Below are 12,704 nucleotides of genomic sequence, written 5' to 3' on the forward strand. Positions count from 1 at the left end.
TTCTGAAGAGTTAACGTTTGAAAGTTTGCTACTCTTCGAGGCGGGGGGTACTGTGGATTGATCCTGACCGGGGGGCAAGCCGATCAGGGACCCTATACTCTCGCTCCCACAGACCACCGACATCACCGGTTACGGTCAGGCCACACGCGTGAGCATCCCCCGCACGGGGAAGAACCATGGTCACTACACGGGTTTACATCTCACCGTAGCCATCTATGATCTAGGCACTCCAGAAACCGAGTCCCTGTTTTTACTCGAAGAAAGCGTGATACTGGGATGAGCTGATGTCCGTGCGCGCTCGGTACTTTCGTACCGATCATAACTCCCATGGCTAAACGTTCTAGCGCTTCCACCTCAATTCGTCGCTCTGCTACCGTCCGGATACCAGAAGTGTTTTCGTTCGACCACGATATCGCAGTAACCCCAAGCACTTCTCAAGTCGAACGCAAGAACCTGGAGAATGCTTGCTACTTCATTCTGAGTGCCTTGTCCCGGTATCGTTATGATCATAAAGCACTTGAAATGCTTGAAGCAACAGGCTACCTGCCTTTGTCGGCTGTGCTGCTGAAGAAGACGTGTGGTGATCGGTACAAAATGGCGCTGGACTTACTGATCAGTGCCGGCATAATCGAACACGCTTCTGGTTCATACTCTACCGGTAGTAGCAGACGCTACCGGCTTGCGAAGCACATGGCAGCGTCTGCTTCTGTGTACCGTGAGCTAAGCGGGACGGTGCGAGAACGATTTCTGAGAAATCAGGAAGAAGCTGATCAGGTAAGAGTTAAGAACCCCGCGTCGCTCACGCATCTGACGAAATGGCTCAACCCCTTGCGCTTGACCGTTGATCTTCAACGTGCTCACAGTTTTATCGAACTATCGTTCCGACGCGTCCACGAGTTGATCAACGCATCAGAATTTTCCGAAGCCGAGAAACTCGAAGCCAGGGGTCGTGCTCACGTTCGAATGAACCAGCAAATCAATGATCTGCGGTTGTTAGCTAACGGAGTATACCAAGTGAGCAATGATGGCAAAGACGAACGCCTGCACTCAGTGCTTACGCGCGTCAAGAAGGAACTTCGCTCGTTTCTACTTTACGACGGTCAACCGCTGGTATCGCTGGACATCCGGTCGTCACAACCCTACTTCTTCACGAAACTTCTCTCCAGGAAGTTTTATAGCATGACCGTGAAGAACCCGTTGGGTTTTAAGTCCTTGGTACAAGGACCGCAACACACACCCTCCACCCCTCTCCTCCCCCCGACACCCCCACCGGATATTTACTCCAGTATGTTTCCAACTCTCACGGAACTTACTGACGAACAACTCCTTACAAGATCATCATTTCGACAGTTTTCCTGGGAGAGTGGGTTCTACAAGCAATTCGCTGAGCAGCTGAACACCACGGCGACGAAGCACATCAATGAAGCACAAGCGAAGAAACTCGCAATGTTCTTGTTCTTCGAGTACAGACCTTACAAGTTCAGAACGGAGCAGTTCCGAAGCTTCGAACGTCTTTATCCGCTCGAAGCAGGCGTAATCCGGGGTATGAACAGGCTGGAAGGAAAGCTGTTACCCATCATGCTCCAGCGACTTGAGAGCCGTGTGATGTTGCACCATGTCAGCAAAACCATCGCCGCTGTCCTGCCTGAAGCGCCGTTGTTCTCGGTTCATGACAGCTTGCTTACTCCACCCCAGTATGCCGCTGCCGTGAAAAACATGATGGTTACTGAACTCACCACCATCATGGGTTTGCAACCAGGGATAAAAGAGGAATCGAAAGACAGTGAGGATGAATTGCAAGCGTTAGAATCGTTTGCTCATTCGATCTTGGAGGACACACTTAAGTCGGTGAGACAGTGGTCTAAGGCTGTAGCGCAGGGTCTACCAAATGCGTACTCGTTTGCAGGAGAAAATCGAGATGAACCATTGCTACGCCAGACACCAGAGTACAACGGCGAGAAGATCGTGTTCAATCCTTACTACTACGACTCAGAGGAAGAGTGATCAGACGGGTACGGAAATCCTTGACGTAGTCTAGGTATCAACTCAGATTTGTTAATGTACTGTTGACTGTTCGAGAAACATAAGTTGGGAGCACTACCAATCAGCTAACTTTGCACGAGTACAGCGCCGCTATCACGATCTCTTCTTTGCATGTTTGCTTCTATCAAACACTTTTAGCAAATAGTGCTAAAATTTTTAGTCTTCGTGAAACCTCGCACCGTAAAGGGGATGTTCACAAGGACTAGACAAGGTCGCTTCTCGTACATAAGTTCGTATCCTATAGATGGTAGTGACTGGTAGACAGTCTGCTGAACCATCCTATATTGCATCAGGTACCACCACGATGTCTCAGACTGACTTCATCAAGGACATAGCCAAGTATGGCTTGGAGAACGACCAAGCACGTCTCCTTGCGTCCTTGAATGAACTCATTGACCACGCGAAGAAGAGCAAACGCATCAACTTCGCGTTGCAGCTACAGTCTATACTCAAGGACTCGATCCGACAGCAACAGACGAGTGGTTTGCTGAAAGTCGGGTCACCGCAACATCATCAACGCGAAGAAGACCGCGAGGTCAGTGAGTTCATTCTTGAGCAACTGACCTCCGACTACCACTTCGAGTCGCTGGTTTGTACGGACAGTGTTAAGGAAGAGCTGTCTTACTTTATCAAGGAACACCAAGCACTTGAGGTGCTACACAAGTTCGACCTACCCGTGTCGAACAAGGTCTTATTTTATGGTCCTCCAGGTTGCGGCAAAACCTTAGCGTCGTATGTTCTCGCCGGGGAACTAGAGAAGATGATGTTAGTGGTCAACCTTGGCGCAATCGTGTCTTCCAAACTCGGTGAGACGAGTAAGAACCTAGCTAAGATCTTCCGTAGAGCTGCACAAGAGGACTGCATAGTGTTCATTGACGAGTTCGATACTTTGGGTAAAGTGCGGGACTATAGTCAAGATCACGGTGAGATGAAACGCGTGGTAAACACGCTGCTTCAGTTGTTCGACTACCTACCCAGCTCAAGTGTTGTTATCGCCGCTACAAACCAGATAGACATGATCGATGAAGCTCTCTTGCGTCGTTTCGATCTGAAAGTCAATTTAGAACTTCCCGATGCAGACCATATCCTTGAACTGATCAAGAAGACGCTGAAGTCTGGTCTTGTTGAGCTCGATAAGAAGAATAGCCTCAAGTCTATCGTTGAGGGATGTCAAGGTCTGTCTTACTATGCTATACAGCGCACGTTGATCACAGCGGTGAAGCGTAGCGTTATTGCTCATTCACGTACCAGTCTAACCAAACCTCGTGTAGACACGAAACTTTGGTTAGATCTGGTGACGAAGGAAAAGCAACAACTTACTGCTCGATAGTTGCTTCCAGGTCGTCTTCCGCTTGTAGTTCGGATGTAGCTAGTACTTGTAAGTTGTTGCAGCCCTGCAGTTCATCGTAAAGCACGTGGGTTTGCATCGCTATGGGTACTTTCTCTTGAAAGCGCAGCACTAGAGAGTAATCGTACTCTTCGGGAAGTGTTGCTGTTACGAAGTCTGGCAAGCACTTGTGGAAGGCGCACTGCACCGCTAGTTTGAACTTGTTTTCTTCTCTTTCAATCCAGTCGCGGCTTACATAGAAGGTCACCTTCTGCGTATTCGAGTACTGCTGCTTCTTGAAATAGGCGTCCTGAGACCAGTTTCCGCTGAAAACGAAGTTCTTAGATGGTCCTCCGTTGATACCTGTAGCGTAGTACCTTGTTCTTCCGTTTTTCATCGCACGCACAACACCCTGCTCCAACTCGACGTTGCGGAACATACCAAAAGCAACATGGACAGGGCAATACGCTGTCGGATAACCCTTGACTGGTCGGAATGCAAAGCACAGTGTAGCTGTGACTTTTATCAAAGATTTGTTCTTGTGAGCATCTCGTAAGTAACGGGGCAGCTCTACCGGGATCTCTTTGGTGTACCCTACCTTGATCTTGTCTTCAATGATGATGGTCGCGTTGTCTTCGTTCGAAGACAAGCAATACACCTCGTTCGGTAGACCGTTACCACCGATACTACGTTGCAGGTGATTGGACAGAATGTCTTTGTGTACATCAAGCCTCACTGGGTCAGCACTGTTTACGATCAGTGCTTTGATGGTCTGAAGGCGAAGCTGCGGGTACTTTCTCATCATTTTCGCAGCTAGGTTCGCAACCAGCGGTGCTGAGAAGCTCGTTCCGACGTCGCGTCCGAAGAAAGCACCGGGGACGATAGAAAGATACTGCAACCCGGCAGCTCCCGTATTATCAAGACAGGGACCTAGGTCCCGGTGCAAAACCCGCATGTAGTTTCCACCAGGGTACACAACATCAGGCTTGAACAAGTGTCGGTTTTTCTGCTTCCACTTTTTCTCATCAAGGTGAAACTTGCGAGAGTAAGCTGCTGGTAAAGAGCTACTCGTAAAAGGGTACTCATGTTGAGTAATCGGTACCTCATCCTCGAAGTTTGCTCCTGTAGCACCTACCGTAATGTTGTTCATACTTTCGGCAGGACTGCACATGTTGGTCTCTTCAGCAAGGAAGTGCCGGGGGTACACGCACGTATCAAGCAACACGTCGTAGTTACCCGTGGAGATGAAGATCAGCAGATCGTGCTCTCTTGATATCTGATCAAGGTAGTTAGCATAGTCACTGTGCGCTTCATCAGTTCTTAGGTGCTGCACATAACATATCGTCAGCACAAAGATCCGTACGCCGTGTTCATACCTTGCACGCACAATCAGATTCCCTACATCCAGAGTAGAAAGATGCCCTTGCCTGCCATCAAGTACTTTTATGGGAAGTATACGAGCATCAGCATCTAGTCTCCCTCTCACTGCTCCGATTATCTTTTTGCCTAAAGCTGCAAACGCAGCTACCGAGGTACCATGTCCATGGGTATCAACCGCAGCATCACCGCCTGGAACAGTATAGTCTGTAGCGACAATAAGTGGCGCTAGTGGAGTATGACTGCTGACACCAGTGTCAATAACTCCGATAATGGGTAGATCTTCTGTGGGTGCGTTCACGGAGAACGGAAAGTCTCGGACTGCTACCCCAAACGCAGATTCGCGGATGACCCCGTATGAAAACGAGCTGATCGTATGTACGATGTCAAAGTTCCGAGCTATGGCATCTACATGAGTATCCGTCACGCTCTTTAGCTCATACACATCCGTGTAGTCGTTGTGCTGGAACTCGATATTTTCCTGCCTCAGAAACCGTTCTAATCCCGTGCGAATGGCATCGTAGCTCTGTCTTGCATCACCCGAAGGCTCAATCCCGAAGTTGACGAGTGATAAGTATACAGGATCTCCTTGAGAGACTCTTGGTCGAGGATTGATAAGGGTCTTGGAGTGGAAACGAAAGGCTTTGATAAACCTTATTAGTCCGGTGTACTCTGGAAGAGCATGATCTGTACAGTTTACGAAGGCGCGAAACTGCTCCAGCATGTACTCAAACTTCTCTTTATCTACGACAGTAAATAGTGCACATCGGTTGTATTCGGAGTACCGGTTCACTACAAGTCCAAAGTCGCGGTAGTATACCCTCTCAAACTCTGAAGGGTCAAACCAATTTTGGAACTCGATGTCTACAGAAGTAAGTGTTTCTGGTACGCCGAGTGTAGTATCACGCTCATCATCGCGTTGACGAAGTTCCTCAGCAAACGTCACTAGGTTCCTGCTGAACCTAGCAGCTTGCTGCAGAAGTCCTTCCGCGGAAACCTCATTCTCTTCTTGCTCAGGTGGCTTACGCGGATGAGTTCTATTCTCTGCTGAACTCTCTCGCGGGTTCACTAACAATAGATGGGGTAGTTCTCTCGACATAAACGCTGCCGTAGTCACCAGGGATGTTGGAGAACTAAGATACTATGATTTACTCGTGAAGTACCATACCAAGAGAAGTAGGATGAGTAGTGACCTTTGACACTTATACCGCTTCCGCGTACAGGTTCACGCGTTCGAGCAACGAAACGACCTCGCTTGCATCGTCCTGGCTGAAAACGCCGAGCAAACCGTGTGCTGACACCTCGGTGAACGGCGCTTCAAACAGCTTCTCGGTTTCCAGGTAACCGTTCGTGCCGAGGTACTGGATGATCAGGTCGAGGAAGCGGATTTGCTGCGCATTCATCGACGGGTTGTTGACAAACTTGCTGAAGACCTCGCGGGTGGCCGTGGGATCGAGTCCGACGATGGAGCGTACGAACTTGCCGAGCGGTTGCTTGCCGTATGCCTTCTCGAAGTGCTCCCGCGTGCCGATTTCTCCCTGTGCGAACAGCATGTTCTCCAAGTCCTGCAGTTCGGGTAAGCCGATGGGCTGGTTCGTGCGCAGTTTGTGGATCGTCAGGTGGGTTTTATGCTCCTGAACGTACTGAGCAACACGTTTACGGTACGCTTCAAGGTTGACGCCGGTCACCACCACCGGACGCGGTTCATGTACTCCGGTGATGTCGTCGTCAAGGTTAGTGTAGACGGGAACCCGTACACTGGCTTCACGGAAACGCATCAGGTGACGGAGTTCTTTCCGTAAGTGCTCCAGCTTCGACAAGGAGGTGCTTACCCAGTAGGCTTTGCCCTGCACCTCACGAATCAGATCGAGCTTCGCCGCGACCATCGGGATGGATGCTCGTTTCGTGAGCGAGTCTGCCAGCGCCTGAACTTCGTTGACGTGGTGCGCGGCTATGGTGCCGTTTTTGAGTACCTCCAGCTGCATTGAGTAGCAGATCAGGTCGAACCGCTTTGCCAGCTCGTCGGATTCTTCCTCAAAGACCAGCGGGGCAAGCTCGTCCACCAGTTCTTTGATGTTGAGTTCGTTGAGCGCGTTGAACTGGTGAACATCGCGGTACTTCTCTACCACCCGCCAGTGCTGCCGGACCAAGAAGCTCTCATCGTTGAGCTGCATCACCTGCCGGTGTAGGTACTGCCGAAGCTCGTCGGCGTACTGGAAGTGCTCGGGTTCGCGGTGCTTCTGCAGATTGAAGATCAGCCGTAGCCGCTGCTCGAACAGTCGTTGCGTGAGCGACTTGCCACCGCTCGGGTTTTTTCCCTTGGGGTTTTGACCGAAGAACTCGAAGTTCTCGCAGAAGTCGAAGATCAGAAAGTTCTCTTTGTCCTGATCGTCGCCGAGCAAACCGGTACACAGGCGGGTGCCGCGTCCAATCATCTGCCAGAACTTCGCGCTGGACCGTACCGGCTTGTAGAACACGAGGTTGACCACCTCCGGAACGTCAATGCCGGTGTCGAGCATATCCACTGACACGGCGATGTGCGGCGCTCCGTCTTTCTCAGAAAACCGCTTAAGCAGGTCGTAGGCGTAGGTTTCCTTATGATCTATGACCTTGCAAAACTCGCCCTTGTACTGCGGGTATTGCGCGTTGAACCGTTCTTCGATGTACTTTGCGTGGTTATGACTACGGGCGAAGACGATGGTCTTACCTAATCGGTCACCACCAGCGACCTTGATGCCGTGCGTCATCAAGTATGCTAGGACGTGATTCACGGTGTCCTCGTTGAACAACCATTCGTTGAGCGCGCCGCCGTCAATCTCGTCGGGGTATTCGCCCGTGAGGGGGTCAGCAAACTTCTCTTCGTACTGGAGTTTCTCAGCCGGGGTAAGGTCGTTGTAGCGAATTCCTTCCCGATGAAACTTCAGCGGCACGGAAACGCTCAACGGTGGCACCAGGTACCCATCGCTCACTGCTTCGTCCAGCTGATAGGCAAACGTCGGCACGTTGGGTTCCAGACCAAACAGCAGGTAAGTATCCCGGTCGCCTTCGTCTTTGGGGGTAGCGGTCAAGCCGATGCGGTACGCGTCGAAGTACTCGAAGATGGCTTTGTACTTGTTGTAGACCGAGCGGTGAATCTCGTCGAAGATGACTACGTCGAAGTGCCCGACGCCGAAGGTGCGCTGCGTGTCGTCGTAGCTCTCATCGATGAGGTTGATCATCGTCTGGTACGTGCAGAACACGATGCGTGCCTGGGAATAGTCTTTATCGCGAGTAAGGTCTACGGCAGGCTGGTTCGGCAGAGACTTCGTCAGCGCGTTTTTCGCTTGGTAGATGAGCGCGTTGCGGTCGGCGAGGAAGAGTACTCGCTTTGCCCACCCGCACTTGCTCAGCACGTCGATCAGCGCGGCAGCAGTCCGTGTTTTGCCGGTACCGGTTGCCATGACGAGCAGCGCGTCACGTCCCCGGCTTTCCAGCACCTTGCCGACGCTGCGGATGGCTTCAATCTGGTAATACCGGTCGGCAATGGCAGGGTCGATGGGTGCCGTGGTCAAGGATGAACGCGTCGTACGGCGTTGTATCAGGCGCTCCAGCTCGTCCTTTTTGTAGAAGCCGTGTACGCGCCGGGGTGGGTACTCCGCGTCGTCCCAGAGCCACGTTTCGAAACCGTTGGTGAAGAACAGCACCGGACGCTGACCGTGCGCTTGCTCCAAACAGTCGGCGTACAGCTTTGCTTGGTGCTGACCGATACGAGCATCTTTGCTGGTGCGCTTGGCTTCCACCAGCGCGAGGGGTTTGCCGTCGTCCCCCCAGAGCACATAATCCACCCGCCCCGGTCCGTTGTTGCGTCCGTCACTGGTGGGCATCCCCGTAACGGGGTACTCCGCTACGTTCGCGCCATGGGGGTCCCACCCGGCTTCGGCAAGCAGCAGGTTGATGTACAGCTCGCGGGTGACGGCTTCGTTCGGATCGTGCGGGGGTGGCAGCGTCGCATGCGCGTCCTTGTTCGCTTTGATCCGGTCGAGTTCTGCTTGCAGCTGACGGTTCAGCTCCTGACTCTGCAGAAACGCGGCTTCAACCTCCTTAATCTGCTCTTTGTACTTGCCGACCGGCGCGTCCTGCGGAACCAGGTTGACATCGAACGCCGGCACGCTCACCCGCTTGGGGCTGTACACATTGACTACCCAAGCCGCGAAGCCGTGCATGAGTTGCAGGACGTGTAGTACCTGCTCGGGTTTGATGGTGAGCGTACCATGCGCCGCGTCGTTGCCGAGCTTACGGACGAGGTTAACCTGCTTAAACAGCGACGGCGCTAACAGCACGCGCATGTCCGGCTGGTGCAGCAGCGAGTTCAGCGAGGTGTCGTACGGTTGTTCAAGGTCGGCGTCGTTCTCGTATATCCACCGTACCCACTCTTCCAGCGCCTTCCGGCACAACACCGCCGCATAAGGTGGTGCCGTGTAGATGTGCTGTTCAGCGAGTTGTAAGGTCGGTGCTAACGTGCTCCAGTCGGCGGATAGAAACGAGAAGTTAGACATCAGGCTAAGTACTGCTGTAGCAAACTGGTAAATAACGCGTTTGTCCTGTTCTTTGTAACAAGGTCTTTACTGGCTTTCACCCGATCAAGAACGTGCAAAAATGCGGTTTGCAGTTCTAGAGGAGGAACAGGAATCGTCAAGCTACAAAGCACTGATGTGTTCATGTGAGTGAAAGCGCCATCTGCTCCTTTGCGTAAGCGACCAATCTTGTTACCGAAGTACTTGAACAACAACACAAAGTACTCCGGCTCAATCATTGACTTGTTGAGAGAGAGACGAATCAGGTTCGTGCTGATGATGGAATGTGGAAATGCTGTATCAACCACACACATCTTCCCAACAGTACCTGCGCGTGATATGATGATATCACCTGGATCGATACAATAGCTACGTAATTGTGCAAACTTCTCTTCGCTGATAAACAAGCAGCCGGTCTCATCGAACGTGCTGTTCTTGATGTTATCCATCACCCAAACAGGCACGCCTGAAGACTGATAATCTTCTTTTTTGAGCGCACTACCGAAAGGACCGCATTTCGTACCATCCTTTTCCTGACTCAACAGCAACTCTACATCCTTGAAAACCCATCCCTTTTCGTTGGTACTTGGATCACCAAACATATCGTAGAAGATGCTCTGCGCGAGTTGGTCGTATTTCTGGAGTATCTCCTGATCCTTACGACGGAGCGCGTCGGCTTTGTCGAGGGTGTCGGCAATCTGCTGCTGTACATGGACCGGAGGTACCGGAACTCGCAACTTGCGCACATACCCTTGACTAATATTCGGTTGTGCTCCCCCAAAGCTGTCCTTGATAATCTGTTCCCGTTTCGAGAGCAGAAAGTAGTACAAGAACTTGGTGTGCATCACATCAGCTTTTGGAGTAATGCCACAAACCGCTTGGTTGGTCGAAGCTGGAAAACCTAGTATCCCGAGCTTACCAGCAGTTGCACCGTAAAGAGCAAGCAGCAAAGTACCCGGAGCGAAAAGCTTTGCACTTGAGTTTTTCAGACCTGACGCGGTGATGAACTCTTCGTTGCTATCGATGTAGCAGTCACGAAGTTCCCCCGACTTCAACCATGGAATATCACCACCCCAATACTCAGACTTGGTACGGGTCGGTGTTCCACCACTAGTCGTATCGGCAACCTGTCCTAGCTCACGGATTTCCCACTTCATACTGCCAGTACTTCGGACAGAACCATAGACTTCAGGTCTTCGAGTAGTTCACGCCTTTCTGCGTCTAATGCTTCGATTTGCGCGATGATGGTTTCGGGGCTGTCGTACTGCTTTTGCTCATGCACAACTTCCTTGTAGCGGTTGATGCTCAAGTCGTAATTGTTGCGGCGGATTTCCTCCACCATCACGAGGAAGCTCTTGTCGGTGCGGGTCCGATCCGCTTCAGCGGCGCGGTTGTGCCAACGGGTAACCACATCAGGGATGTCGTTCTCAGAAATCGGAGTACGCTTGTCGTCCAAGCTAAAGCCATCGGCTTGCATGTCGTAGAACCACACCTTATCAGTACCACCTACCCCGGTCTTGGTGAAGAACAAAATGGCAGTGCTTACCCCAGCATAGGGTTTGAATACCCCAGCCGGCATAGACACAACGCCGGTCAGTAAGTGCTGGTCGATGATTGTCTTGCGGATGACTTGGTGCGCTTTACTGTTACCGAACACCACACCGTCGGGTACAATCACTGCTGCCTGACCGCCGAGTTGTAGACCTTTCAGGATCAGACCGAGGAATAACAGTTCGGTTTTCTTGCTGTCCACGATGTTAAGAAGTTTCGGGTCCACGGCATCACGGTCGAGAGAACCTGTGAACGGCGGGTTTGCCAGCACCACGGTGGCTTTCTCTGTGAACCCGGCATTGTCCTCGCTGAGCGCATCTACCTGTACCAAGTGAGGGTTGTCCATGCCGTGCAGCATCAGGTTCATCGCCCCGATGCGAATCATAGTCGGGTCGAACTCGGTGCCAATCAACGTTTTCTCCTGGAAGTGCTTTTGCACCTCCGGCTTCAACAGTTCGTCGGCGTGATGGTCGCGCAGGTACTCCCCTGCCGCAACAAGGAAGCCGCAGGTCCCCGCCGAGGGGTCACATATGATGTCCTCTGGCGTCGGTTTCACCATCTCCACGATCATCTTGATGATGTGGCGTGGGGTACGAAACTGCCCGTTCTGACCTGACTTGTCAATCTTGCTCAACATGTACTCGTACACGTCACCCTTGGTGTCACGGTCATCCATGTTGATCTGGCTCAACATGTCCACGACCTGAGCCAGCAAACGCGGCGTCGGAATCATGAAGGTCGCACCCTTCATGTACGTGGCAAACGTTCCCTCACGGGAACCCATGTTCTTCAAGAAGTCGAAAACACCACCTTCGCGTGTGAACAGCCGGTACATTACGTCCGGGTCGGCGTTTTTGAAGTAGCTCCACCGCAGCTCGTACTCCAGCGGCAGGTAGATCGGGTTTTCAATGTCTTTTTTTAGAAACGCGGCTTTCTGCTCGCGCTGGGTTTGCAAATCGTCCAACCGTCTGATGAACAGCAGGTAGGTCATCTGCTCGATGACAGTGATGGGGTTCGACAGACCACCGGTCCAGAACGCTTCCCACACGCGGTCAATCTTGCTCCGTAGTTCTTTGGTAAGCATGTATCAGCAAAGGGGTATATCCCTTACCAAACTTAGTCACCAGAACCCACAGCCTATCACTGGTACCATAAGAAAAAGCGCCTCCACCTGAAGGCGCTTTCTTGAACTATGCCGGGTAGACGGTGATGAAGTGCCTTATACCGTCGATCATCAAGCGCACCCGTGGTTCATCATAGACATTGTAGTTCGCGTGAGCAGCATCGTTCCTCAGACCTAACCATGCGGTTACACTCTTCTGGTCGAGCTTCGTAATGGTTCCTGCTGAAGCAAGGTCAGAGTTCATAGCATCTGCTTTTTTCGGACGTCCGTTGATGTCAGGTGGAATAGAAGACTTAACACACAGTTGTCGCAGGTGCGCCTCAAGAGTACTACCAGCTATGACTGCGGCTGCATCTTTGTAACCCGCATCCAAAAGGTGACTTGCCATTTCGAGAAAGTCACTGAACATCGAGCTGTGCACTAACTCAGCAAATGCCTTCATGAAACCACTCTTTATATCATGAAGGAGTGCCATTACAACACCGACTTGTAGTTCCAGTTGTCCCCAATCGGTGTAACGGTCCGGTCGAGGTGCTGATACTCTAGCGAAGTGCAAAGATTGACGTCCGGCGGCACGCTCAACAGCAGCAATACAACGCACCTGCAGAGCTATGATGTCGTACGTCTCAACTACTTCGCGAGAATCATCAGACATCAGAGCAGACATTTTCTTGAATTCCTTAACGATCTTAGAAAGCTCGACTTCGAACGGTGACATGAACACGAATTG

7 protein-coding genes are annotated in these 12,704 nt (G+C 51.7%); 2 read left to right on the forward strand and 5 right to left on the reverse strand.

The genetic code is table 11. The annotated features are described in order from the left end of the window. The first annotated feature begins 327 nt into the window (after positions 1 to 327). Positions 328 to 2,004, forward strand: a complete 1,677-nt coding sequence (locus EJV47_RS00575) for a hypothetical protein (protein WP_126691192.1) — start codon at positions 328 to 330, stop codon at positions 2,002 to 2,004. Positions 2,005 to 2,347: 343 nt separating this feature from the next. Then, positions 2,348 to 3,373, forward strand: a complete 1,026-nt coding sequence (locus tag EJV47_RS00580; protein WP_126691193.1) for an AAA family ATPase — start codon at positions 2,348 to 2,350, stop codon at positions 3,371 to 3,373. Here the strand turns inward: EJV47_RS00580 and EJV47_RS00585 are convergent. From EJV47_RS00585 to EJV47_RS00605, 5 genes are all read right to left on the reverse strand, one after another. Further along, positions 3,360 to 5,846 carry a S8 family peptidase gene (locus tag EJV47_RS00585; RefSeq protein ID WP_126691194.1) on the reverse strand — a complete coding sequence of 829 codons (2,487 nt, stop codon included), beginning with the start codon at positions 5,844 to 5,846 and terminating at the stop codon, positions 3,360 to 3,362. The two genes, EJV47_RS00580 and EJV47_RS00585, sit on opposite strands and share 14 nt — an antisense overlap. Before the next feature lie 103 nt (positions 5,847 to 5,949). After that, a complete protein-coding gene (locus EJV47_RS00590; RefSeq protein ID WP_126691195.1) occupies positions 5,950 to 9,282 on the reverse strand; it encodes a DEAD/DEAH box helicase family protein in 3,333 nt (1,110 codons plus the stop codon). Next, positions 9,282 to 10,457 carry a restriction endonuclease subunit S gene (locus tag EJV47_RS00595; RefSeq protein ID WP_126691196.1) on the reverse strand — a complete coding sequence of 392 codons (1,176 nt, stop codon included), beginning with the start codon at positions 10,455 to 10,457 and terminating at the stop codon, positions 9,282 to 9,284. The genes EJV47_RS00590 and EJV47_RS00595 overlap by 1 nt, the downstream gene beginning before the upstream one ends. Next, positions 10,454 to 11,935, reverse strand: coding sequence for a type I restriction-modification system subunit M (locus tag EJV47_RS00600; protein WP_126691197.1), 1,482 nt, complete (start codon positions 11,933 to 11,935; stop codon positions 10,454 to 10,456). Before EJV47_RS00600 ends, EJV47_RS00595 begins: the two co-directional genes overlap by 4 nt. Before the next feature lie 106 nt (positions 11,936 to 12,041). After that, positions 12,042 to 12,692, reverse strand: coding sequence for a hypothetical protein (locus EJV47_RS00605; protein ID WP_126691198.1), 651 nt, complete (start codon positions 12,690 to 12,692; stop codon positions 12,042 to 12,044). Between the last annotated feature and the right edge of the window lie 12 nt (positions 12,693 to 12,704).

It is taken from the genome of Hymenobacter gummosus, from assembly GCF_003970915.1.
GTDB classification, from domain to species: Bacteria; Bacteroidota; Bacteroidia; order Cytophagales; family Hymenobacteraceae; genus Solirubrum; species Solirubrum gummosum.

Excerpts from the sequence above, each read along its gene's own strand:
- EJV47_RS00575 (WP_126691192.1), top strand. The coding sequence starts at position 328 with ATGGCTAAACGTTCTAGCGCTTCCACCTCAATTCGTCGCTCTGCTACC.
- EJV47_RS00580 (WP_126691193.1), top strand. The coding sequence starts at position 2,348 with ATGTCTCAGACTGACTTCATCAAGGACATAGCCAAGTATGGCTTGGAG.
- EJV47_RS00585 (WP_126691194.1), bottom strand. The coding sequence starts at position 5,846 with ATGTCGAGAGAACTACCCCATCTATTGTTAGTGAACCCGCGAGAGAGT.
- EJV47_RS00590 (WP_126691195.1), bottom strand. The coding sequence starts at position 9,282 with ATGTCTAACTTCTCGTTTCTATCCGCCGACTGGAGCACGTTAGCACCG.
- EJV47_RS00595 (WP_126691196.1), bottom strand. The coding sequence starts at position 10,457 with ATGAAGTGGGAAATCCGTGAGCTAGGACAGGTTGCCGATACGACTAGT.
- EJV47_RS00600 (WP_126691197.1), bottom strand. The coding sequence starts at position 11,935 with ATGCTTACCAAAGAACTACGGAGCAAGATTGACCGCGTGTGGGAAGCG.
- EJV47_RS00605 (WP_126691198.1), bottom strand. The coding sequence starts at position 12,692 with ATGTCACCGTTCGAAGTCGAGCTTTCTAAGATCGTTAAGGAATTCAAG.